Here is a 23481-nt window from a genome sequence, read left to right on the forward strand (position 1 = left end):
AATGTTTGCAGAAATTTTGCAAGGGCAGTGATTGCCGCTTGGGGCTGATTTCACCTTGCCAATAACTCAATCCCGCCTTCACACACTGGACACATCAGTTGAAATTTGGGTTTGGGGTGGGCCTTGGGCCCACCCCGGTCTTTTATTCCATGACAGGAATTGAAAACTCGCCACCTTCTTTGATGCCTGAAGGCCAGCGTGCGGTCACGGTCTTGGTGCGGGTGTAGAATTTGAACGCATCCGGCCCATGCTGGTTCAAATCGCCAAAGACGGATTTTTTCCAGCCCCCAAAGGTGTGATAGGCCAGCGGCACAGGGATTGGCACGTTGATGCCAACCATGCCCACATTGATCCGGTTGGCAAAGTCACGCGCCGCGTCACCATCGCGGGTAAAGATCGCGGTGCCATTGCCATATTCATGATCCATCGCGAGGCCGATGGCCTCTTCATAGCTCTGCGCCCGCACACAGGTCAGGACCGGGCCGAAAATCTCGTGCTTGTAGATGTCCATGTCCTTGGTCGCCCGGTCAAACAGGTGCGGCCCAACAAAATAACCGTCTTCATAACCCTGCAATTTGAAGTCGCGACCGTCGACCACAAGTTCGGCACCTTGATCAATGCCGGTTTGCACCAGCCGTTCGATATTGGCCTTGGCTGCGGCGGTCACAACAGGGCCGTAATCCACGTCTTTGCCCGAGGTATAAGGACCGACTTTCAGGCTTTCGATGCGCGGCACCAGTTCCTTGATCAGCTTGTCAGCTGTCTCATCGCCCACAGGGACGGCAACCGAGATTGCCATGCAGCGTTCGCCAGCCGCGCCGTAGCCTGCGCCGATCAAAGCATCAGCGGCCTGGGCCATATCGGCATCCGGCATGATGATCATATGGTTTTTCGCGCCGCCAAAACACTGGACCCGTTTGCCCTGCGCACAGCCCGTGCCATAGATATATTCTGCAATCGGGGTTGAGCCGACAAAGCCAACCGATTGGATGGTGTCGTTGTAAAGGATCGCGTCGACCGCTTCCTTGTCACCGTTCACCACCTGAAGAATGCCTTTGGGCAGGCCCGCTTCCTCGGCCAGTTCTGCAAGCATCAAGGGCACAGAAGGATCACGTTCGGAAGGTTTCAGGATAAAGGCGTTCCCGCAAGCGATGGCGGGGGCGAACATCCACATCGGGATCATTGCGGGGAAGTTGAACGGGGTAATACCGGCAGTCACGCCAAGGGCCTGACGCATGGAATACATGTCGATACCGGGGCCTGCGGAGTCGGTATATTCGCCTTTCAACAGCTCGGGCGCACCGATGCAATATTCAACCACTTCAAGGCCCCGCTGCACGTCACCGGCAGCATCTGGCAGGGTTTTACCATGTTCGCGTGACAGGGCTTCAGCCAGTTTGTCCATGTCGCGGTTCAACAGGGAAACCAGTTTCATCAACACCCGCGCGCGGCGCTGTGGGTTGGTGGCGGCCCAAGCGGGCTGTGCGGCAGCGGCGAAGGCGACGGCCTGTTCCAGTTCTTCTTTCGACGCGAGCGGGCATTTCGCCTGCACTTCGCCTGTCGCAGGGTTCATTACATCTGCGAAACGTCCTGAAGTGCCTTTGACATGGGCACCGTTTAGATAGTGGGTAAGTTCTTGCATGGGTTCCTCCTGAGTTGACCGCACTGTAGTCTTGCAAAAAGGTCTGGGAAAGGGGCAGTTTGACAAAGTGGTTTTGCATTTTTGCAAAGGTTCCCTATGTTGAAAACGCAGATGAGTTTAGGGGCAAGATGAAGGTGGGGCGTGGCGCATAATTGGGATGATTTGCGGTTGTTTCTGGCCGTGGCACGCGAGCAAAGCCTGTCGGGGGCAGGCAAATTGGTCCGGCTTGATCCGGCGACCTTGGGCCGGCGGGTGGCACGGCTGGAGAAGGCGTTGGAGGCGGTGTTGTTTGTGAAGTCACCGCAGGGCTATGCCTTGACCGACGCGGGTGCGCAGTTGCTGGAACGTGCGGAAGTTGCGGAACAGGCCATGCGAAAGGCGACAGCGGATGTGGCAGCCTCCAGCGACCGTCTGACCGGACAAATTCGGATTGGGGCACCGGATGGCAGCGCCAATTTCCTTTTGCCGCAGGTATGCGCCCGAATTGCGTCGGATCATCCGGGGTTGGACATTCAGATTGTCGCATTGCCCCGCGTTTTTAACCTGTCGCGGCGCGAGGCGGATATGGCAATTGCGGTCAGCGCGCCTGACGCCGGGCGTCTAACGGTACAGAAGATCAGTGACTATCATCTGCATCTGGCGGCTTCGGCAGAATATCTTGCCGCGCATGGCCCGATCAAAACTATTGCCGCGCTGAAAGGGCACAGGATTGTCGGCTATATCGCTGATATGATCTTTGACCGGGAATTGGATTATCTGGCGGATCTGGGGTTGGGACGGGTCGCCTTGGGGTCAAATTCGGTCTCTGTGCAGGCGCATATGATCCAGCAGGGCGGTGGCGTTGGGGTGGTTCACGACTTTGCTCTGCCGTTTCTGCCGGGTGTGGAACGTATCCTGACAGAGGAAGTTTCGTTGAAACGGGCGTTTTACCTGATCCGTCATGTGGATGATCAAAAGAACCACAGGTTGCGCCGCTTTGCCGAAATTCTAAGCGGTGCTTTGCGCAATGAAGTTCAATTACTGGAGGCAAAAGCTTGACTCCCATGCAGTTTCTGGCGGACCTTTGGATACCATGGGTGGTCAAACAGGAGAAACTTGCATGCTTGTCTCACAGATTCTGAAGTCTAAATCGGATGATGCCGTGGTGACGTCCTTGCCAACGATGTTGATTTCCGAGGCCGCAAAGGTGTTATCGGAAAAACGCATTGGGACATTGGTGATTTCCTCAAATGGCACGACGCCTGACGGCATCTTGTCGGAACGTGACATTGTCCGCGAACTGGGTCGGGAAGGGTCTGGGTGCTTGTCGCTGACCGTGGACAAGCTGATGACCACCAAGTTGGTGACCTGTGGTCGGGATGACCGTGCGGATGAAATTCTGCAAAAGATGACCGAGGGGCGTTTTCGCCATATGCCGGTGCTGGATGAGGGCAAACTTGTCGGATTGATCAGCCTTGGTGATGTGGTCAAGGCGCGCCTGTCCGAACTGGCGATGGAGAAAGATGCGCTCGAAGGGATGATTATGGGGCATTAATCGACTTGCGCCCGACTGCGCCGCGTGGTTGCTTGCGGTCGACATTGAGCCACCAAATCGAATTGACAGTCAGGAAGCCCTATGCGCATTGGCCTTTACCCCGGCACTTTCGATCCCATTACCCTGGGGCATATAGACATCATTCGCCGTGCTTCGACGCTGGTGGATAAACTGGTGATCGGGGTTGCGATCAACCGCGACAAGGGGCCGTTGTTCAATCTGGAAGAACGGGTTGCGATGATCGAAGCGGAATGTGTCACCCTTGCCAAACAGACCGGGGTAGAGATTGTTGTTCACCCTTTCGAGAATCTGCTGATTGACTGTGCCCGTGATGTCGGGGCCCAGATGATTGTGCGTGGTTTACGGGCAGTGGCGGATTTTGAATATGAATACCAGATGGTTGGCATGAACCGCCAATTGGATGATTCAATCGAAACCGTGTTTCTGATGGCGGAAGCACAACGTCAGGCGATTGCCAGTAAACTGGTCAAGGAAATCGCCCGGCTGGAGGGGGACATCAGCAAGTTTGTCACCCCCCGTGTTGAAGCCAAGGTATTGGCGAAATACGCCAGCTAGGACCGTTCCCCTAGATAAACTGTGCCATGACTGTGGCTGTATCCAGCATCCGGTTGGAAAACGCCCACTCGTTGTCATACCAGACCAAGACGCGGGCCAGATTGCCTTTCTGGACCGAGGTTTGATCGCTGGCAAAAATGGCGCTGGCCGGATGGTGGTTGAAATCGGTCGATACCAGTTTGCGGTCCGTCACTTCAAGCACACCGTTTAACGGGCCAGTTGCGGCTTTCACCATGGCCGCGTTGATCTCTGCTTCGCTGGCATCTTGGGACAGTTCCACCACCAGGTCACAACAAGAGACATTTGGCGTTGGCACGCGGATGGCGGTGCCGGTGATCAACCCGTCAAGCTGGGGCAGGACCACGCCCAGGGTCTCAGCCGCACCGGTCGTGGTTGGGATCATCGACAGGGCAGCGGCACGGGCGCGGTAGAGGTCTTTATGCGCCCGGTCATGCACCGGCTGGGTGCCGGTATAGCTGTGAACGGTGGTCATATGCCCCCGCAGGATTCCAAAGGATTCGTGCAGCACATGCGCCGCCGGGACAAGACAATTGGTGGTGCAGGAGGCATTGCTGATGATCCTGTCATCAGCGTTGATCAGCCCGTGGTTCACGCCGTAAACTACTGTTTTCACATCGCCTTTGGCAGGTGCCGAGATCAGCACACGTTTTGACCCATTGGCAAGGTGCAGGGCCGCCTTATCCGGTGTGCGAAAGAAGCCAGTGCATTCCAATGCAATATCGACGTCATCCCAGGGCAGTTTGTCCGGTGCGCGCTCTGCTGTGACGCGCATCGGCCCGAACCCCACGTCCATGGTGCCTTCGCCCAATGTCACCGGCTTGCCATAGCGCCCATGCACGGAGTCAAACTCGAACAGATGCGCGTTTGTCTCAAGTGGGGCAAGGTCGTTGATCGCGACAACCTCAAAATCGCCCATGCCGCGTTCCGTCAGGGCCCGCAATACGTTGCGGCCGATCCGCCCAAAGCCGTTGATGGCCAGTTTTACTGTCATGGCGTCACCTTTTGATCAAATTCTTGACCCAGAAAAAAGGTAACCGGCCGGCTATGTCAACGGGCGCAGGGCAGGAATCAAGTACCGATACAATTTAACCGGCGCGATAGCAGTCAGCGCCAGAAAGCGATCCATTCGATCAGCTCGAAGAACTTTTTCCCAAGGAAGATAAGATGTTCCGTGCCGAACATCATCACGTCGATCACCAGAGCACCCAGAATGAACACTCCAAGAAAGATGGCGATGGGATTAGTCACTTGGCAAGGCTCCGCAAAGGTCCGCCCCGATATGACAGGGGCGGACGGGGCGCGCAAGTGGCAGGGGCGTTAGTCCAGATTGCCCATGGCGACGGCAACATCGGCCATCCGCACCGAAAACGCCCATTCATTGTCATACCAGCCCAGAACACGCACGGTGCGGCCTGCGACAACGATGGTCTGGTCCGGCGCGAAAATACAGCTTTCTTCGGTGTGGTTGAAGTCGATGCTGACCTTCTGTTCAGGATCATACCCCAAGACACCTTGCATCGGACCTTTGGCAGCGGCTTTGGCGGCGGCGTTCACCTCTTCGACGGTCACATCGCGCGAGGCGGTAAAGGTCAGGTCGACGGCGCTGACATTCGGTGTCGGCACACGCATGGCGGTGCCGTCCAGTTTGCCCTTCATCGCGGGATAGACTTCACCCAAGGCTTTGGCCGCACCGGTAGAGGTCGGGATCAGGGCCATGGCAGCGGCGCGGGCACGGTATAGATCTGAATGGCGCCGGTCCAATGTGGGTTGATCGCCGGTGTAGCTGTGGATCGTGGTCATCAGACCGCTTTCGATGCCAATGGCCTCATGCATTACCTTGGCCAGCGGGGCCAGACAGTTGGTGGTGCAGGAGCCGTTTGAGATCATCTTGTCGGTTTTGACCAAAGTGTCATGGTTCACGCCGTAAACCACTGTGCGGTCAACGTTTTTACCGGGGGCAGAGAGAAGCACCCGTTTCGCACCCTGTTCCAGATGAACGTTTGCCTTATTGCCATCGTTGAATTTGCCGGTGCATTCCAGAACAACATCACAACCGGACCAGTCCAGCTCCTCGAGGTTGTAGCTCGACATCACTTCAATGTCGTTCTGGCCAAGGTTCAGATACCGTTCGTTTTCGTCGATGGTCACGGTGCCCGGAAAGCGACCATGTACAGAATCGTATTTCAGCAGATGCGCAGCGGTGCTGAGCGGGCCGGTTGCGTTCAACTTGACCACCTGAATGTCGTCCCGCCCGGAAGCCGCGATGTGGTTAAGGGTGCAGCGGCCAATGCGGCCAAATCCGTTGATACCAACTTTGATGGTCATGAAATGCGTCCTTTTGGTGGGTCTCTTGGGCGCTCTATATCCGGCTGTGGACCATAGGGGAAAGGGTGAAAGACAGGGGATAAGTGACTGTTAGCGCTAAATTTTTGTGTTAGCGGTAAAGTTCGGGGCTTGCAGCGGGGTGAGATCACGCTAAATTTCCCGTGAACGCGTGGAAGGATGCCGGATGAGCGGATTAATAGCCCTGTTGGACGATGTGGCGGCAATTGCAAAAGTTGCGGCCTCCTCGATTGATGATGTGATCGGGCAGGCGGCAAAAGCCGGTTCAAAGGCGGCGGGTGCGGTCATTGATGATGCGGCAGTGACGCCAAAATATGTTCAAGGGTTTGACGCAAGCCGGGAATTGCCGGTCATTTGGCGCATCACCAAGGGCAGTCTGCGCAACAAGTTGTTGTTTCTGCTGCCTGCGGGCTTGGCGCTTTCTGCCTTCGCCCCTTGGGCGATTGCCCCCTTACTGATGCTGGGTGGTGCCTATCTGTGTTTTGAGGGGGCGGAAAAGGTCGCGCATTCTCTGGGGCTTAGCCATGGGCATGAGGATTATCCCGACAAGGATCAAGTGGTCGAGGATCCGGCGCAACTGGAGGAGCAAAAGGCGGCAGGGGCGATCAAGACCGATTTCATTCTGTCAGCCGAGATCATGACAATCGCTTTGGCGGCGATCCCCGCCAGCACCTTCTGGATGGAAGCGGCCACGCTTGCGGCTGTGGCTGTGATGATAACGGTGGCGGTTTATGGCGCGGTTGCCATCATTGTGAAGATTGATGATCTGGGTTTGCTGATGGCCAACAAGGGCCGACTGGGGCTGACGCGCAGCCTTGGGCGTGGCTTGGTGCGCGGCATGCCGGGGTTTTTGAAGGCCCTGACAGTGATTGGCACAGCAGCGATGTTGTGGGTTGGTGGGTCAATTATCATCCACGGGCTAGAAGAGCTGGGCTACGCAACGTTGGGTCATTGGATCCACGATGCGGCATATGCCTTGGCCCATATGGTCCCCCCCGCAGTGGAAGGTGCCACAGAGTGGTTTGCCAAGGCTGTGATGGATGGAATCTTCGGGTTGGCGCTGGGGCTTTTGCTGATCCCTTTGGGGGAAAAGGTCATCACTCCCCTATGGCGCAAGGTCTTTCATCGGAAGGCGTGATCCTTGGAGGGGAAAACCGGTGAGACAGAGGTTTGTGTGCTAAACAACTGACAGTGGTCTCTCGCGCCTTTCACGATGAAAGTAAGTTAACCGCGGTTCTAGCAGGTAACTTGTTGTTTTAGTTTTGCTGGCGCAGGGCAGCGCGGCCAAGAAGGGCGGCAATCATCAGATGCCCGGTCAGGACGTAAACAACAAATGCCATCAGGCCAGACCCGCCCAAAGACAACCAGACAGCGCTAGATGCAACTCCAGCACAAAGCGCTGTGATCATGAACGTGATAGACATACGGTCCCCTTCTCGGCAACTCTGCTTCACCGGATGATAAGCCAGCGAAAACTAAAAAAGTATGAACATCTCTTGCATCAACCTTAGGTTAGGGTGTTTTAAGATGCTAGGGCTGAATTGCGGCTATCCGTTTTCGGCGCTATCTCGCTGACTTCATGCAAATTCCTGCTTACCGCGACCCCAAACGCGAAAAGCCCCGCCAAAAACAGGCGGGGCTTCCGAGTAACCTTAGGGTTGTAATCTGGCGTTAGAGCAGCGCCTTGGCGGCATCTGCCACGCCCTGCGCAGTGATCCCGAACTTCTCGAACAGCTCTTCCGCCGGGGCAGAGGCTCCGAAACGGTCCATGCCGACAAAGGCTGCTTTGTTCGCCTTGCCACGCTCGCCAAACAGCCAACGGTCCCAACCCATCTGCACACCGGCCTCAACGCCGACACGCACAGCGCCACCCGGCAGGATGCGCTTGCGATAGGCTTCGTCCTGCGCGGCAAACAGCTCCATACAGGGCATGGAAACCACGCGGGTACCGACGCCCTCTGCCTGCAACATCTCGCGGGCCTGCATGGCCAGATGCACCTCGGAACCGGTAGCGATCAGGATGACCTGACGTTTGCCGTCGGAATCCGCCAGCACATAGGCCCCTTTTTCGACCATGTTGTTGTTCTTGTGCTCAAGGCGCACGGTCGGGAGCCCCTGACGCGTCAGCGACAGCACCGATGGGGTTTTCTTGGCGGTCAACGCGATTTCCCAGGCTTCTGCCGTTTCAATCGTATCGGCAGGGCGGAAGACATAGGTGTTCGGCGTGGCACGTGAAATTGCCAGATGCTCGACCGGCTGGTGAGTCGGCCCATCTTCGCCAAGACCGATGGAATCATGGGTCATTACAAAGACGCTTGGCACCTGCATGAGCGCTGCCAGACGCATAGCGGGACGGGCGTAATCGGTGAAGCACATGAATGTGCCGCCGTAAGGGCGCACACCACCATGCAAGGCCATGCCGTTCATCGCAGAGGACATGCCGTGTTCACGCACGCCCCAGTATACATAGCGGCCCGCGCGGTTGTCCGTGTCAAACACACCCAGATCGGATGTCTTGGTGTTGTTTGAACCGGTCAGATCGGCAGAGCCACCAACGGTTTCGGGCATGATCGGGTTGATCACCTCAAGGGTTTTTTCAGAAGAGGCGCGGGTGGCCAATTTCGGCGCGGTCTCCGACATCTGCTTTTTAAAGGCTTTGATGGTCGCGCTCAGCTTCTTGGGGGCATCCAGTGCCAGCGCACGGTTGAAAGTCTCACGTTTGGCGCGGGGCATCTTGTCAAACCGTTCTTCCCATGCTTCACGCTCCGCCGCGCCACGTTTGCCGATTTCTTCCCATGCGGCTTTCACGTCTGAGGGCACTTCAAATGGCGCTGTGGTCCAGCCATAGGCAGCTTTGGCCGCGGCCATCTGATCCGGGTCGGTCAGCGCACCATGGCCTTTTGAGGTATCCTGCGCCGCATGGCCCAGAGCGATGTGGGTTTTGCATGCGATCATCGACGGCTTATCGGATTTGCGGGCCTCGGTCAGGGCGGCGTCGATCTCGGCCGGGTTATGCCCGTCGATTTCGATCACATGCCAACCGGCAGATTCAAAGCGGGTCACCTGATCAGTGCGGTCCGACAGGGTGACAGGGCCGTCGATGGTGATGTTGTTGTTGTCCCACATGACAATCAGCTTGGACAGCTGATGACGCCCGGCCAATGTAATCGCCTCTTGCGACACACCTTCCATCAGGCAGCCGTCGCCAGCGATGACATAGGTGAAATGGTCGACCACTTTCTTGCCATAGGTCGCGCGCTGAATTTCTTCCGCCATGGCGAAACCCACGGAATTGGCGATGCCTTGGCCCAAGGGGCCGGTGGTGGTTTCGATCGCATCGGCCAGGAAATTCTCGGGGTGGCCCGCAGTGCGTGCACCCATCTGGCGGAAGTTCTTGATTTCTTCGATCGGGAATTGCGCGTCGCCCACCAGATGCAGCAAGGAATAGATCAGCATCGACCCGTGACCGGCGGACAGGATGAACCGGTCGCGGTCAGGCCACAGCGGGTTGGCGGCATCAAACTTCAGATGGTTTTCAAACAGCACAGTGGCAACATCTGCCATGCCCATAGGCATGCCGGAATGGCCGGAGTTGGCGGCGGCAACGGCGTCCAGAGTAAGGGCGCGAATGGCGGTGGCTTTGGACCAATGGTCGGGGTTTGCGGTGCGCAGGGCGTTCAGATCCAAGGGGGACTTCCTTATGGGTGAGCAATTGAGTTGCGCCTGTGCATATCAGTGCGCCCGCAAAGTTCAAGCCAAAGGCGCGGCGGGGCCTTTATGGGTTCAACTTCGCCGTTCAAGTGGCTGATCTCAAACGGGGGGGCGCATTTGGTAATTTCTTTGGGTAGGATTACGGGAATATTGTTTCAGGGCGATTCGCGCCCTAGATCTCAAAATGACGCAAGACGAATGAACAAGAACTTACGGGGGACGTCAGGCAAATGAGTAACATCGACGATCTACAACGCCGCATCACCAAGGCGATGGACCGGGTTGCAAGCGGGCTGGACAAAATCGGCGGCGGCCCGGCAGGGCCGGACCCGGAAATGGTTCAGGCGCTGGAGGACGAGCGCACCGCGAACGCCCAACTGACCGAACGGGTGCGCACCCTGAAGACACGGTATGAAGATGAACTGGCGCAGATGCGTGCCAAGCTGGAGGAAGGCGAGGCGCGCATGGCGCAGCTGGACACCGATCTACAGCGGGTGCGCCGCGCCAACACGCAGTTGACCGAAGCCTGCGAGGCCCTGCAAGCGGCCAATGCCGAAGGGGTGGGCGAGCCGCATCTGATCAACAAGGCGATGCTGGCGGAGCTGGAGGGCTTACGCGCCGCGCGGGCCTCTGATGTGGCGGAAACCAGCGCCATTATTTCCGCGCTTACACCGCTGTTGGAGAATGCAAAAGACGAGGAGACAGCCTGATGCCGGAAACCAAGATCACAATCGGCGGTCGCCAGTTTGAAGTGGCCTGTCAGGAGGGCGAGGAAACCTATCTGCATTCCGCTGCCAAAATGCTGGACGATGAAGCGCAGATCCTGTCGGATCAGGTGGGCCGGATGCCAGAGGCGCGGATGTTGTTGATGGCTGGTCTGCTGTTGGCGGATAAGACCGCCAGCGTCGAGGATAAGATCAAGGAGGTTCGCGCAGAACTGGCCGAGCGCGAGGCTGAACTGGCCGGGTTGCGCAACACCGTGGTTGAGCCTGAACGCATTGAGGTGCCCGTGGTGCCCCAGCAAGTGACCGACACTCTGGCAGAAGTTGCTGCCCAGGCCGAAGCGCTGGCCGCAGCGGTGGAAGAAAAAGCCGGTTAGGTCAGGCTTCCCGGCTGCCCGTTGGGGTTAGCTGACATACAGAAATGACTGTCTGACCTAAAGGAATGCCGGACATGAAAAAGCGTTCCATCAGCAATGATGGAACGCTTTTATGTTTTCGTACACAAGTGAATGGTCACCTGCGGGCTTGGCGTTTGGACGTTACCCGTTGGCTTCGCGGATCTTGTCAGCGGCTTCTTTGTCGTAAGCCACGCCGTTTTCCTCAAACAAAGTGTCCAGCTCACCAGACAGTGTCATTTCGGTGATGATGTCACAGCCGCCGATGAATTCACCTTTGACATAAAGCTGCGGGATGGTGGGCCAGTCGGAGAAATCCTTGATACCTGCGCGGATCTCTTCATCGGCCAGCACGTTCACATCGGAATATTCGATCCCCATGTAGTTCAGCACACCGGCCACGCGGGAGGAAAACCCGCATTGCGGCATCTCTTTGGTGCCTTTCATAAACAACACAACATTGTTGTCGGTGATGGTGGATTTGATACGGGTGGCGGCATCGCTCATGGAGTTAATCCTTTGATTTCGAAGACTTGGATTGAGGGGTGTGAAACGCGTCATGGTAACGCGCAGCATAGGTTTCATCATCGGCCAATGGCGGCACATCTGTATCGGCCCGCCCGAAAACGCCTTTGGAGGTCAACCAGTTGGTCTGGCCCCGCTCAAGGCTTTCGTTGCGCCGATTGGTGCGTGACACTGCGTCCAGATCAGTGGCTTCCATGCCCAGCGGCACATCAGAGGTGCGGCGCGGGGGCTGGCGGCCGGCAAGCGGGCGATAGGTGGACCGTTGCGCACGGTATTGCAAAAAGCCGGTGATACCGACCCCCGCAACAACCAGAGCAAGCAACCAGATCCACATGGTGTTAATCCGGTGCTTTGGTGGTCAGCGCCAGCGCGTGCAGATCACCGTTGGGCCCGTCCATCTTGCCCTTTAGGGCAGCATAGACTGCACGTTGCTGTTGCACGCGGTTCATGCCCTTGAAAGAGGCGTCTACGACCATAGCAGCCATATGCACGCCGTCATTGCCCTGTACAGTGATCTCGGCGTCAGGGAAGGACGCACGGATCAAATCTTCGATCTCTTGGGCTTGCATCGGCATGAAGGCGGCTCCGGCAGTAGGGACAGTGGATGGGGTGTAAACGTTATGTCAGATGTAATCGCGACAGGGGGGCTGTGCAAGCGAATGACCGGTAATATTCGCGCAATAGGTTATCCCGTTGAGCGCGGCGGGGCCACAGATTAGATGTTTCAGGAAGGCCGTGCATGAATAAGGATGCGCGCCAACAGTCACGGAGGACCGACATGCAGCAAAGCGAAAGAGCGCCGGAACAGGCGCTGGAATGGGCGCGGGCCGGCACAGGGGCTGTTCTGGCCACAGTGATAGAGACATGGGGTTCCGCGCCGCGCCGTGTGGGATCGCAGCTGGTGATTTCCGGCGAAGGCGATATGGAAGGCTCCGTTTCGGGAGGCTGTGTCGAGGGGGCTGTGGTTCTTGAGGCGCAAGAAGCGCTGGCGCAGGGCGGCACCCGGGTTCTGGAATACGGCGTCAGTGATGGTGATGCCTTTGCCGTTGGGTTGGCCTGTGGCGGGACCATCCGTATTCTGGTTGAACCCGTAGGTGCAGGCGGGATGCCTGTTGCGATGCTGGAGGAACTGGTCACGGCGCGGGCAGAACGTGTTGCGGTGGCTTATGAGGTTGCTCTGGACGGATCGACACGTGGCTTGCGGCGTGACGGCCATGACGCGCGGTTCAGGATGGATCGTTCCGGCGTCAGCGAAGACGGTGCCAGCTTTATTGCAATCCATAACCCGCCACTGCGGCTGGTGGTTGTGGGGGCGGTTCACATTGCCCAGACACTGGTCAGCATGGCACGGGCTGTTGGTTTTGACCCCATCGTCATCGACCCACGCGAGGCTTTTGGCTCTACTGCCCGGTTTCCTGATGCAACACTGATCAACGACTGGCCTGATGACGCCCTGAACGAAATTGGCGTCGATGCCCGTACTGCGCTGGTTCTGTTGACCCATGATCCGAAGCTGGATGATCCCGCCTTGCATGTCGGGCTGCATTCTCAGGCGTTTTACATCGGCGCATTGGGCAGCTCGCGCACCCATGCCTCTCGGGTGACACGGTTGGGGGAAGCCGGGTTCGATGCCCATCAGATTGCACGGATTAAAGGGCCGGTCGGACTGGACATCGGCGCGGCAGGCCCTGCCGAAATTGCGGTATCAATTATGGCCCAGATCATCCAGACGTTGCGCGGCTCATGAAGTTTGGCCCGGTTCCCCTGAAAGATGCCGAAGGTGCGGTGCTGGCGCATTCTGTGGCCCTGCGCAAAGGGCGGTTGCGCAAGGGACGTGTTTTGGACGCGGATGATATCGCGGCTTTGGCGGAGGCAGAGCTGCGCGAAATCACCGTGGCGCGGCTGGAGGCCGGGGACGTCAGCGAAAACGATGCGGCAGCGGCTTTGGCAAAGGCGGTGCTGGGAGACGGGCAGGGGCTGGATGTGACGGCACCCTTTACCGGGCGGGTAAACCTCTTGGGGCAGGGGCCGGGGGTTGTGCAGCTGGATGTGGCGGCCCTTGAGGCGGTGAATGCGGTTGATCCGATGATCACAATCGCCACGGTGCCGCAGTTTGGACAACTGGCCCGCGGTGGCATGGCGGCCACGATCAAGATTATATCTTACGCGGTCCCGGGCGTGGCTTTGCAGCGGGCCATCTCGGCTGCTGGTCGCGGTGCTATCGCCTTGGCACGACCCAGCCTGCGCACCGCCACATTGATCATCAGCGAAATACCTGGCGGGGCTGGGGACAAGGGGCGCAAGGCAATTGCTGATCGTCTGGCCGCCCTTGATGTTGATCTGGAGGCCGTGGTGATGGTGCCTCATGAAACACCCGCATTGGCAGCGGCGATCGATGCGGTGCAAAGCGATCTGGCGCTGGTGCTGACAGGATCGGCCACTTCTGATCCGCAGGATGTGGCCCCGTCCGCCCTGCGTGCCGCAGGGGGGCAGGTGGAACGGTTTGGCATGCCAGTGGATCCCGGAAACCTGTTGTTTATCGGGGATTTACACGGGCGTCCGGTGATTGGTCTGCCAGGCTGTGCCCGTGCCCCGGCACTGAATGGCGCGGATTGGGTGCTGTCGCGCGTTCTATGCGGCGTACCGGTGCGTGCGCGCGACATTGCTGGCATGGGGGTTGGCGGATTGCTGAAAGAAATTCCATCCCGTCCACAGCCACGGCGGGGTCGCTCAACTTAACACAAGACATGCTAACCTTGTCAAAGGCGCGCCGGAACCTGCCGGGTCGACTGGCGACTTCGACCTTTAATTGAAAACTCTCGAATTTTTTATTCTCAACTGCGCTTGCCCGTGGTTAACTCCCTTTAACCAAGCACACCAAGGGAGGGTGATATGACACAGGTCAAAATGACCGTGAACGGCAAGGCAGCATCGGGTGAGGTCGAAGGCCGCACGCTTTTGGCGCATTTTCTGCGCGAAGACCAAGGGCTTACCGGCACACACATCGGATGCGACACAAGCCAATGCGGGGCCTGTGTGGTGCATGTCAACGGCGCGGCGGTCAAAGCCTGCACCATGCTCGCGGTGGAGGCTGACGGGGCAACGGTGGATACGATTGAAGGTCAGGCAAACGCCGATGGTTCCCTGAATGTGATCCAACAGGCGTTTCAGGACCATCATGGCTTGCAATGCGGTTTTTGCACACCGGGTATGGTGATGTCTGCGGCTGCCCTGTTGAAAGAAAATCCCAAACCGACTGAGGCGGATGTGCGCCACTATCTGGATGGCAATATCTGCCGCTGCACAGGGTATCACAATATCGTCAAGGCGATCATGGCGGCATCCGGTCAGGATGTCAGCGCGATTGCGGCCGAATAAGTGACTGGCCCTGATTTCATCGAGATTGGCACGGACAACCGGGACGCCACTGCGGCGTTCTTTCAGGAGGTCATGGGCTGGTCTTGGGAAAGCATGGGCGCGGGGCCTGCGGGGTTTTTCACCGACGGGACACGCAAGGTCGGGATGCACGAAGAGGCATCCCCCTGCATGGTGCCTTATCTGGCTGTGGAAGACATTGAGGCCAAGGTGGCGGAGGTCAAACAGGCGGGGGGCACCCTGATGGGAGAGATCGCGGATGCCCCCGGTTTTGGCCGTTTTGCCACCTGTACCGATCCGCGCGGTGTGCGGTTTGGATTACATCAGGAAGATTGAGAGAGGCTGCGCGCTGCGTGCGTGCGGCCTGAAAATCATTTCAAATACGTAAGGTGCATTTCAATGCACCCCACTAGGGAGGAATAACATGCCTAAGGATGGCGGAATTGGTGCCAGCAGCAAGCGGCGCGAAGACGTTCGGTTTTTGACCGGAAATGGGAAGTATACCGATGACATCAACATGCGGGGGCAGGCCTATGTGCATTTTCTGCGCTCTGACGTGGCCCATGGTACGCTGACAAAGGTTGATACCTCTGCCGCGGCTGGAATGCCCGGTGTGGTGCAGATTTTCACTGGTGAGGATTTTGCGGAAATCGGCGGTATGCCCTGTGGCTGGCAGGTAACGGACAAACATGGCGATCCGATGCACGAGCCCAGACATCCGGTGCTGGCCCATGGCAAGGTGCGTCATGTCGGTGAACCGATTGCTGCTGTCGTTGCAGATACATTGGCGCAGGCCCGCGATGCGGCAGAAGCGATTGAAGTTGATATCGTCGAACTGCCGGCGGTGGTGAACATGAAAGAGGCGGTCAAGGATGGTGCGCCGAAGGTACATGACGAACTGCCCGGAAACCTGTGTTATGACTGGGGTTTTGTCGAGGAAAACAAGGGTGCTGTGGATGAGGCGTTTCAGAACGCTGCCCATGTCACCACGCTGGAACTGACCAATAACCGACTGGTTGCCAACCCGATGGAGCCGCGTGTGGCGATTGGAGATTTCGACCGCTCGGATGGTGAGCATACGCTCTATACGACCAGCCAGAACCCACATGTGATCCGCTTGCTGATGGGGGCCTTTGTACTGGGCATCCCGGAACATAAGCTGCGCGTGGTGGCACCCGATGTGGGCGGTGGTTTCGGCACTAAGATTTTCCACTATCAGGAAGAGGCGTTTTGCACCTTTGCCGCCAAGGCGGTCAACCGTCCGGTGAAGTGGACTTCAACCCGCTCAGAGGCCTTTGTTTCGGATGCTCATGGCCGTGACCATGTGACCAAGATTGAATTGGCGCTGGATGCAGAGAATAACTTTACTGCTTTGCGCACAGATACTTACGCCAATATGGGGGCCTATCTGTCGACCTTTGCGCCTTCCGTGCCCACATGGCTGCATGGCACCTTGATGGCGGGCAATTACAAGACTCCGCTGATCTATGTGAACGTTAAGGCGGTGTTTACCAATACTGTGCCGGTGGATGCCTATCGTGGTGCGGGGCGCCCTGAGGCGACCTTTCAGCTGGAACGTCTGGTCGATATGGCCGCGCATGAGCTGGGTGTTGATCCGATTGCCCTGCGCCGGCAGAACTTTATCACCCAGTTTCCCTATGCCACGCCGGTGGCGGTGGAATATGACACGGGGGATTATGTCGCGACCATGGACAAGCTGGAAGAGATGGCTGATCTCTCGGGCTTTGAGGCACGGCGCAAGGCGTCAGAGGCGAAGGGCAAGCTGCGCGGCTTTGGGGTGAATTGCTATATTGAGGCTTGTGGCATTGCGCCTAGCAACCTTGTCGGCCAACTTGGAGCGCGTGCAGGGCTTTATGAAAGCGCAACCGTGCGGGTGAACGCCACCGGCGGGCTGGTTGTGATGACCGGGTCGCATTCCCACGGGCAGGGGCATGAAACCTCTTTTGCGCAGGTGGTGGCCGAGATGATCGGCATTGACGAAAGCATGATCGACATTGTGCATGGCGATACCTCGAAAGTACCGATGGGCATGGGCACCTATGGCTCACGCTCGATTGCGGTGGGTGGCTCTGCCATGGTGCGGGCGACGGAAAAGATCATTGCCAAGGCCAAGAAGATCGCTGCACATCTGCTGGAAGCCTCGGAAGGGGATATCGAACTGAAGGATGGCGCGTTTTCAGTGGCGGGCACGGATAAATCTGTGGCCTGGGGGGATGTGACCCTTGCGGCTTATGTGCCGCATAACTACCCGCTGGAAGACATTGAGCCGGGTCTGGAGGAGACCGCGTTTTATGATCCGTCGAACTTTACCTACCCCTCAGGTGCCTATGCCTGCGAGGTGGAGCTGGACCCTGAAACCGGTCAGGTCACCATCGAGCGGTTTTCGGCGGCAGATGACTTTGGCAATATTATCAACCCGATGATTGTCACCGGTCAGGTCCATGGCGGGATTGCGCAGGGGGTCGGGCAAGCCTTGCTGGAGAACTGTGCCTATGATGAGGATGGTCAGTTGCTCAGCGCGTCTTATATGGATTACGCAATGCCGCGGGCCAGCGATCTGCCGTTTTACGAGGTGGATCACTCCTGTCAGACGCCCTGCACGCATAACCCCTTGGGGGTGAAAGGCTGCGGTGAGGCGGGGGCGATCGGATCGCCGCCGGCGGTGGTGAATGCGGTGATCAACGCGATGCGGTCCGGCGGGCATGATGTGAAACACATCGATATGCCAGTGTCGCCCTCCCGGGTCTGGGCCGCGATGAACGGGTAACAGGCGCGCGGTGCGGCGACAGCGTGCCGTCGCACCGGCGCTGTTTGATGGGATGTTTATGTCGCGCAAGCGCGAGATGAGTTTAAAGGCAAGATGAAGCAGGGGCTGCGCGGCAGATGCAGCGGCACCCCGGTGGAAAGGTAGAAAAGATGTATAATTTTGATGTTGAACGGCCAAGCACGGTTGCGGAAGCGGCAGCGGCAATGGGACGTGAGGAGGCGCAGCCGATATCCGGTGGCCAGACCTTGATCCCGACGCTGAAGGCCCGGCTCGCCGCGCCGTCCGTTCTGGTCTCGCTTGGCGGGATTGAGGAAATGAAAGGTCTGTCCATGGCGGATGGGCAGCTGTCGGTTGGTGGCGGCACCACCCACGCGGTTGTTGCACGTGAGGCGGCAGCGCATTACCCGGCATTGGCGGGTCTGGCCGCCCGGATCGGTGATCCGGCGGTGCGCAACCGGGGCACCCTTGGTGGATCGGTTGCAAATAACGATCCTTCGGCCTGTTATCCGGCGGCGGTTCTGGGCAGCGGGGCAACCGTTGTGACCAACCAGCGCGAGATTGCAGCGGATGATTATTTCCTTGGCATGTTCGAGACAGCCCTCGACGAGGGGGAGATTGTAACAGCGGTGAAGTTTCCGGTGCCACAGGTCGCACATTACGAAAAGATGATTCAGCCGGCGTCGCGTTTTCCATTGGTTGCAGTGTTTGTGGCGAAATTTGCCGATGGCGTGCGTGTCGCCGTGACAGGGGCCTCCAACAATGGTGTGTTCCGCTGGCGCGATGCGGAAGCGGCGTTGAGTGCGGATTTCTCGGAAGGGGCTTTGTCTGGTTTGAAGGTCGATGGTTCCGAGATGATCAGCGATCTGCATGGCACCGGGGCCTATCGCGCACATCTGACCGCAGTGATGACCAAACGCGCGGTTGCCGCCATCGGGTGATCCGGTTTGTGAAGGATTTCAGGAGCCGCGTACCGCAGGGTGCGCGGCTTTTTGCTGTTGATATTGAATAACGGAACCACTTTGCGACATGTCAGTTGTGTGATGAAGCCAGTTTTTGGCAGTCGTTTCCTAACGAGGACATACCGATGAAAAAGTTTTTCCGTTCCACCACAGCCCTTGGCATGAGTGTTGCCATGGCGATGCCGGCGACCGGCTTTGCGCAGGATCTCGATTCCTGTGATCTGAGTGCCGAGGTTGCGCTGTTCCCCTGTATGGTTGAGGGCACTGTGATCCGCAGCGCAGAGGATCTGGCGGCGTTGGATCTCGCGGGGAGTGATGAAGCTGCTCAGCAAGACAGTGTTGCAGTAGAGCGCGGCAATGTTGATGCGGCACAGGCTGAAGCGGATGCAGCAGCAGCGGCGCAAGCGCAGGCTGAAGCGGATGCAGCAGCAGCGGCGCAAGCGCAGGCTGAAGCGGATGCAGCAGCAGCGGCGCAAGCGCAGGCTGAAGCGGATGCAGCAGCAGCGGCGCAAGCACAGGCTGAAGCAGATGCGGCGGCAGCGGCGCAGGCACAGGCTGAGGCGGATGCGGCGGCAGCGGCGCAGGCACAGGCTGAGGCAGACGCGGCGGCAGCGGCGCAGGCACAGGCTGAAGCGGACGCGGCAGCAGCGGCGCCAGCGCAGGCTGAAGCGGATGCGGCAGCAGCGGCACAAGCACAGGCTGAGGCGGATGCAGCAGCCGCAGCAGAAGCCGAACGTCTGGCAGCAGAACAGCTGCAAGCAGAGGCCGATCGCGCCGCCCTGCGCGAAGCACGTGCTGCAGAGCGTCAAGCCGAATTGGAAGCAGCCGCCGCAGCAGCGGCAGCCGCAGCCGAGGGGGAAAGCACCGGTGAGGTGGTGACCGAAGAGATCGCCGAGGAAGATTTACGTTCCTCCAGTGAGGAATTTGAGACAGCGGTGACCGGTGACGGCGCTGCTGTGGAAAACGGCGATGATGACGGTTTGAGCAAATTCGAGAAAGCTTTGTTGTTGGGGCTGGGGGCCGTGGTTGTCGGCTCTGTCCTGAAAAACGGTGACAAGGTTCTAAGCCGTTCAGGTGACCGTGTGGTGGTCGAAGATCCCAATGGCGATCTGCGGGTGTTGAAGGACGATGATGCATTGATCCGCCGTGCGGGTGATCAGGTTGCGACCGAAACCTTTGATGATGGTTCCTCGCGCTCTATCGTGACCAAACCGGATGGCTCGAAAATCATCACCGTCCGGGGCCGTGACGGCACGGTGCTGCGGCGTGTGAACATCGACGCACAGGGCAATGAATATGTGCTGATCGACGATCTGGCCCGCGAAGAACGGGTTGTGGTCACCGAACTGCCCCCGGTGAAACAGAGCTTTGCAGCGGTGGGAACTCAGGATGAGGCCGCTTTGCGTGCCGCACTGGAGGCCGAAATGAACGCGGGACAGGACCGCCGGTTCTCCCTGCGGCAGGTGCGCGATATCAAACAGGTACGTGCGCTGGCCCCGGAGCTTGAGCTGGACGCGGTCCGCTTTGACAGCGGTTCTGCTGCGATCCGCCCGGAACAGGCGCGCAGCCTCGCCAAGATTGGCCGCACGCTGAGCGATCTGGTGGCGGCTGATCCACGCACGGTGATCCTGATAGAGGGGCATACCGATGCTGTGGGCAGTGCGACCTATAACCTTGCTCTGTCTGATCGACGGGCCGAAACGGTGGCTCTGGCATTGACCGAGTACTTCGACGTGCCCCCAGAAAACATGATCACCCAAGGCTACGGTGAGAGTGCCCTGAAGGTATTGACCCTGTCAGATGAGGTACGTAACCGCCGCGCTGTGGTGCGTAACATTACCAACCTGTTGCGGTAGTTCATTCTGACGTGAAACGACAAAGCCCCCGCTGGTGTGGACCAGCGGGGGCTTTTGCTAAGTGGTGGTTTACCACCACCGCGGTCTGGCAGTCGCTCCCCTTGTAGGGAGCGATGAGAAGACCCTCTTGGGATTTTATTTCGGCAGCGGTCCGATCAGCATGACCATCTGGCGGCCTTCCAAGGTGGTGGTTTACCACCACTGCGGTCTGGCAGTCGCTCCCCCTATAGGGAGCGATGAGAAGACCCTCTTGGGATTTTATTTCGGCAGCGGTCCGATCAGCATGACCATCTGGCGGCCTTCCATCTTGGGAAAGTTCTCCACGCGGCCTGCGTCCTTGGTGTCTTCGGCAACACGCTCCAGCAGCTCACGCCCCAAATTTTGGTGCGCCATCTCGCGGCCCCGGAAACGCAGGGTAATCTTGACCTTGTCGCCGTTCTCCAGAAACTTGAAGACATTGCGCATCTTGACTTCATAGTCGTTCGTATCCGTGTTTGGGCGGAACTTGACCTCTTTAATCTCGATGATCTTCTGCTTCTTGCGGGCCTCGGCCTCGCGTTTCTGCGTTTCATATTTGAATTTGCCGAAATCCATGATCTTGCAGACAGGTGGATTGGCATTTGGCGAAATTTCCACCAGATCAAGCCCGGCCTCGTCAGCCATTTCCATGGCGCGCGCAGGCGTAACCACGCCGACATTCTCGCCATCGGCGCCAATCAGGCGAATTTCATTTGAACGGATGTTATCATTGACGCGCGGGCCGGTGTCTCGTTGCGGCGGCGCATTATGTGGTCTGCGAGCGATGGTGGTGGTCCTTTGATTATTCACGATCTGTCGAGGTCGTAAACTAGCTGTGACAGGCGGCTTCTTCAAGCCGCTAAATTTCAGCAAGGGGGTGAGGATTGATTTATTCCCCCTTGCACCTCGCGGCAGGGTTGCGCATTTGATCATCAAGCCGCCCAATGTCCTTCGACGACGGGTAGCATTCAGTAATTTGGGGAAAAAAATGAAAAATCTGGTTTGGATCGTAGTTGCTGCCATCGTTGCCGGCGTTGGCTATATGCTGTTCTCGGGGAAGACACCCACCGAAATGGTGACGGATGCTTCTGATGCAGTAAATGCTCCAGCGGCGTTGGAAGCGGCGTCCGAAGCCGCAGGTGACGTTGCGGATGCGGCCAAGGAAACCGTTGCGGAAGCCGTTGATGCATCCAGTGACGCGGCTGAGGCAACAAGTGAAGCGGCCAGCGATGTGGTTGCGGCAACGACAGAAGCGGTCAGTGATGCGGCAAGCGTTGTTGCAGAAGCGACCGAAGATGCGGTGGAGGCTGCGAGCGAAACGGCGACGGCCGCGGGTCAGGCGCTGTCAGAGGCGGCAAATGATGCGGTTGAGGCTGTCACCGGGACAGCGGAAACATCCGGGGATGCGGCAGCTGAGGCTGTGACGACGCTGACCGAGGATGCAACGGCTGCAACCGAAACGGCCGTGGATGAAGCTGCCGAGGCAGCAGACGCAACCGTGGAAGCCACGACGGAAGCGGCAGACGCAACTGCCGAAGCGGCGAGTGACGCTGTAGAAGCCACGACCGACGCAGCAGAAGCGACGGCTGAAGCGGCAACCGAGGCTGCAAACACAACTGCCGAAACAGCAAACGAAGCTGCAGAGACAGCTGGCGAAGCTGCGGATGCCACTGCGGAGGCGGCAAGTGACGCAGTTGAGGCGACAGAGGAAGTTGCAACAGAAGCCGCAGAGGCAGCAGATGCCGCGACCACAACGGCGACTGACACAGCGGCCAATGTAGAAACAGCGACAACCGCAGAGATTGAAGAAGCAGCGCAAGCTGTCGCTGAAGGGACCGAGACTCCGGCAGAGGCCTCTTTGGTTGAGCAATTGCTGAGCGTTGAAGGTTTCGATCTGGAGAAGGTCACCGCGATGGTTGAAGAATCCGAGATTGGTGCCTTGCAAAAAACGGTTCTGACCAAGGGTCTGCAATCGGCACAGGACAATCCTGAACTGCTGAAGGTCGCATTGGAGAAAATCCGCGAAGCCCTGGGTATGTAACCCTTAAGCTATAGACATAGAAAAACCCGCGTCCGAGGTATCGGGCGCGGGTTTTTTGTTTCCGTAAAGTGACTTACCCGACGAAGGCTTTTTCGATCACGAAATGTTTGGGGTCAGAGTTTGCCCCTTCTTCAAGGCCGAAACCTTCGAGGATCGCCAGAATGTCCTTGTTGAAATCAAGGCTGCCACAGACCATGGCGCGGTCGGTTTCCACGTTGATCGCGTCAATGCCCAGATCGCGGAACACAGTGCCATCTTGCAGCAGCGTGGTGATGCGGCCCATTTTGGGGCTCTCTTCGCGCGTGGTGGTCGGGTAATAGCGGATCTTGGCCAGATTTTCGGTGCCGATTAATTCCTGCATCATCTCATCGGCTTGCAGATCTTCGATCAGCTTGCGCCCGTATTCCAGCTCGTTCACGTCCCGGCAGGTGTGGGTCACGATCACTTCGTCATAGTTTTCATAGGTTTCCGGTTCGCGCAGCAGCGATGCAAAAGGTGCAAACCCGGTGCCGGTGGCGAAGAACCAGATCCGCTTGCCGGGCAGCAATGCGTCATGCACCAGCGTGCCAACAGGCTTGGGGCGCAGAATGATCTCGTCGCCGGGCTGGATGTGCTGCAATTTTGAGGTCAGCGGACCATCCTGCACCTTGATCGAATAAAACTCCAACTCGTCATCCCAGGCAGGAGAGGCGATGGAATAGGCCCGCAGCAGCGGCTTTTGCTTGCCGGTCTCGGGGTGCGGATCACCCATCAGGCCAATCATCACAAATTCGCCAGAACGAAAGCGCAGGGAGGCAGGGCGTGTGACGCGGAAAGAAAACAACCTGTCCGTCCAATGTGTGACTGCGGTGACAGTCTGCGCATCGGGCAGGGTGGGTACGGCTTTGGCGGTTTGTGTGTTCACAGGGGAATGCTCAGTCATATTCATTAGTACACATATGAAATGTGTACTCCTCTTTTAGATCAGAAAAGGGG

25 protein-coding genes and 1 pseudogene are annotated in these 23481 nt (G+C 58.0%); 15 read left to right on the forward strand and 11 right to left on the reverse strand.

Annotated elements, in window-relative coordinates:
- Positions 1–142 precede the first annotated feature (142 nt).
- Positions 143–1642: a CoA-acylating methylmalonate-semialdehyde dehydrogenase gene (locus QQL78_RS05815; protein ID WP_284371521.1), complete on the reverse strand. Its 1500-nt coding sequence runs from the start codon at positions 1640–1642 to the stop codon at positions 143–145.
- A 141-nt stretch (positions 1643–1783) separates the two neighbouring features.
- Between QQL78_RS05815 and QQL78_RS05820 the strand changes: the two genes are divergently transcribed.
- The 3 genes from QQL78_RS05820 (at position 1784) to coaD (ending at position 3752) form a co-directional block, all read left to right on the forward strand.
- The gene (locus tag QQL78_RS05820) at positions 1784–2680 is read left to right on the forward strand and encodes a LysR family transcriptional regulator (protein WP_284371523.1); all 897 of its coding nucleotides are present in this window, start codon (positions 1784–1786) and stop codon (positions 2678–2680) included.
- Positions 2681–2741: 61 nt separating this feature from the next.
- A complete protein-coding gene (locus QQL78_RS05825) occupies positions 2742–3176 on the forward strand; it encodes a CBS domain-containing protein (protein WP_284371525.1) in 435 nt (144 codons plus the stop codon).
- 81 nt (positions 3177–3257) lie between these two features.
- The gene (coaD, locus tag QQL78_RS05830) at positions 3258–3752 is read left to right on the forward strand and encodes a pantetheine-phosphate adenylyltransferase (protein WP_284371527.1); all 495 of its coding nucleotides are present in this window, start codon (positions 3258–3260) and stop codon (positions 3750–3752) included.
- A 10-nt stretch (positions 3753–3762) separates the two neighbouring features.
- Here coaD and gap (QQL78_RS05835) read toward each other — a convergent pair whose 3' ends face one another.
- The 3 genes from gap (QQL78_RS05835) to gap (QQL78_RS05845) form a co-directional block, all read right to left on the reverse strand.
- Positions 3763–4764: a type I glyceraldehyde-3-phosphate dehydrogenase gene (gap, locus tag QQL78_RS05835; protein WP_284371529.1), complete on the reverse strand. Its 1002-nt coding sequence runs from the start codon at positions 4762–4764 to the stop codon at positions 3763–3765.
- A gap of 113 nt (positions 4765–4877) precedes the next feature.
- Positions 4878–5021, reverse strand: coding sequence for a hypothetical protein (locus tag QQL78_RS05840; protein ID WP_284371531.1), 144 nt, complete (start codon positions 5019–5021; stop codon positions 4878–4880).
- 69 nt (positions 5022–5090) lie between these two features.
- Complete coding sequence (gap, locus tag QQL78_RS05845) at positions 5091–6098, reverse strand: type I glyceraldehyde-3-phosphate dehydrogenase (RefSeq protein ID WP_284371532.1); 1008 nt, start codon at positions 6096–6098, stop codon at positions 5091–5093.
- 184 nt (positions 6099–6282) lie between these two features.
- Here gap (QQL78_RS05845) and QQL78_RS05850 point away from each other — a divergent pair, with 184 nt between their 5' ends.
- Positions 6283–7254, forward strand: a complete 972-nt coding sequence (locus QQL78_RS05850) for a DUF808 domain-containing protein (RefSeq protein ID WP_284371535.1) — start codon at positions 6283–6285, stop codon at positions 7252–7254.
- Positions 7255–7372: 118 nt separating this feature from the next.
- On the opposite strand, the gene QQL78_RS05855 is transcribed toward QQL78_RS05850, so the two are convergent.
- On the reverse strand, positions 7373–7540 hold the full coding sequence (locus QQL78_RS05855; RefSeq protein WP_284371537.1) for a hypothetical protein: 168 nt from the start codon (positions 7538–7540) through the stop codon (positions 7373–7375).
- A gap of 247 nt (positions 7541–7787) precedes the next feature.
- Positions 7788–9803: a transketolase gene (gene tkt, locus QQL78_RS05860; RefSeq protein WP_284371539.1), complete on the reverse strand. Its 2016-nt coding sequence runs from the start codon at positions 9801–9803 to the stop codon at positions 7788–7790.
- 254 nt (positions 9804–10057) lie between these two features.
- On the opposite strand from tkt, the gene QQL78_RS05865 reads away from it, so the two are divergent.
- On the forward strand, positions 10058–10537 hold the full coding sequence (locus tag QQL78_RS05865) for a hypothetical protein (RefSeq protein ID WP_284371541.1): 480 nt from the start codon (positions 10058–10060) through the stop codon (positions 10535–10537).
- The gene (locus QQL78_RS05870; protein WP_284371542.1) at positions 10537–10926 is read left to right on the forward strand and encodes a cell division protein ZapA; all 390 of its coding nucleotides are present in this window, start codon (positions 10537–10539) and stop codon (positions 10924–10926) included. Before QQL78_RS05865 ends, QQL78_RS05870 begins: the two co-directional genes overlap by 1 nt.
- A 162-nt stretch (positions 10927–11088) precedes the next feature.
- Here the strand turns inward: QQL78_RS05870 and grxD are convergent, their stop codons facing one another.
- From grxD to QQL78_RS05885, 3 genes are read right to left on the reverse strand one after another with little or no spacing between them, the layout of a single operon-like run.
- Positions 11089–11451 carry a Grx4 family monothiol glutaredoxin gene (gene grxD, locus QQL78_RS05875; RefSeq protein WP_284371544.1) on the reverse strand — a complete coding sequence of 121 codons (363 nt, stop codon included), beginning with the start codon at positions 11449–11451 and terminating at the stop codon, positions 11089–11091.
- Between the two features lie 4 nt (positions 11452–11455).
- Positions 11456–11803 carry a hypothetical protein gene (locus tag QQL78_RS05880; RefSeq protein WP_284371546.1) on the reverse strand — a complete coding sequence of 116 codons (348 nt, stop codon included), beginning with the start codon at positions 11801–11803 and terminating at the stop codon, positions 11456–11458.
- A 4-nt stretch (positions 11804–11807) separates the two neighbouring features.
- Entirely contained in the window at positions 11808–12044 is a 237-nt protein-coding gene (locus QQL78_RS05885; RefSeq protein WP_284371548.1) for a BolA family protein, read from the reverse strand.
- Between the two features lie 203 nt (positions 12045–12247).
- On the opposite strand from QQL78_RS05885, the gene QQL78_RS05890 reads away from it, so the two are divergent.
- The 8 genes and pseudogenes from QQL78_RS05890 to QQL78_RS05920 all read left to right on the forward strand — a co-directional run bounded on the left by QQL78_RS05890 (position 12248) and on the right by QQL78_RS05920 (position 20447).
- The gene (locus QQL78_RS05890) at positions 12248–13216 is read left to right on the forward strand and encodes an XdhC family protein (protein WP_284371550.1); all 969 of its coding nucleotides are present in this window, start codon (positions 12248–12250) and stop codon (positions 13214–13216) included.
- Positions 13213–14208 carry a molybdopterin-binding protein gene (locus QQL78_RS05895; protein ID WP_284371552.1) on the forward strand — a complete coding sequence of 332 codons (996 nt, stop codon included), beginning with the start codon at positions 13213–13215 and terminating at the stop codon, positions 14206–14208. The genes QQL78_RS05890 and QQL78_RS05895 overlap by 4 nt, the downstream gene beginning before the upstream one ends.
- A gap of 153 nt (positions 14209–14361) precedes the next feature.
- Complete coding sequence (locus tag QQL78_RS05900) at positions 14362–14847, forward strand: (2Fe-2S)-binding protein (protein WP_284371553.1); 486 nt, start codon at positions 14362–14364, stop codon at positions 14845–14847.
- On the forward strand, positions 14848–15180 hold the full coding sequence (locus QQL78_RS05905; protein ID WP_284371555.1) for a VOC family protein: 333 nt from the start codon (positions 14848–14850) through the stop codon (positions 15178–15180). It begins immediately after the preceding gene.
- Positions 15181–15268: 88 nt separating this feature from the next.
- The gene (locus tag QQL78_RS05910; RefSeq protein ID WP_284371557.1) at positions 15269–17632 is read left to right on the forward strand and encodes a xanthine dehydrogenase family protein molybdopterin-binding subunit; all 2364 of its coding nucleotides are present in this window, start codon (positions 15269–15271) and stop codon (positions 17630–17632) included.
- A 149-nt stretch (positions 17633–17781) separates the two neighbouring features.
- A pseudogene (locus tag QQL78_RS21680) lies at positions 17782–18261 on the forward strand (FAD binding domain-containing protein); the annotation flags it as partial.
- A 143-nt stretch (positions 18262–18404) separates the two neighbouring features.
- Complete coding sequence (locus QQL78_RS21685; protein ID WP_386258907.1) at positions 18405–18641, forward strand: hypothetical protein; 237 nt, start codon at positions 18405–18407, stop codon at positions 18639–18641.
- Between the two features lie 75 nt (positions 18642–18716).
- The gene (locus QQL78_RS05920; RefSeq protein ID WP_284371560.1) at positions 18717–20447 is read left to right on the forward strand and encodes an OmpA family protein; all 1731 of its coding nucleotides are present in this window, start codon (positions 18717–18719) and stop codon (positions 20445–20447) included.
- Positions 20448–20705: 258 nt separating this feature from the next.
- On the opposite strand, the gene infC is transcribed toward QQL78_RS05920, so the two are convergent.
- Positions 20706–21398 (reverse strand): translation initiation factor IF-3, encoded by a 693-nt coding sequence (infC, locus tag QQL78_RS05925; RefSeq protein ID WP_284371562.1) that lies wholly within the window; start codon positions 21396–21398, stop codon positions 20706–20708.
- Between the two features lie 55 nt (positions 21399–21453).
- Here infC and QQL78_RS05930 point away from each other — a divergent pair, with 55 nt between their 5' ends.
- Entirely contained in the window at positions 21454–22506 is a 1053-nt protein-coding gene (locus QQL78_RS05930; protein ID WP_284371564.1) for a translation initiation factor 3, read from the forward strand.
- A gap of 73 nt (positions 22507–22579) precedes the next feature.
- Here QQL78_RS05930 and QQL78_RS05935 read toward each other — a convergent pair whose 3' ends face one another.
- Complete coding sequence (locus QQL78_RS05935; RefSeq protein WP_284375466.1) at positions 22580–23428, reverse strand: ferredoxin--NADP reductase; 849 nt, start codon at positions 23426–23428, stop codon at positions 22580–22582.
- Between the last annotated feature and the right edge of the window lie 53 nt (positions 23429–23481).

The sequence above is a fragment of the Sulfitobacter pacificus genome (genome assembly GCF_030159975.1).
GTDB classification, from domain to species: Bacteria; Pseudomonadota; Alphaproteobacteria; order Rhodobacterales; family Rhodobacteraceae; genus Sulfitobacter; species Sulfitobacter pacificus.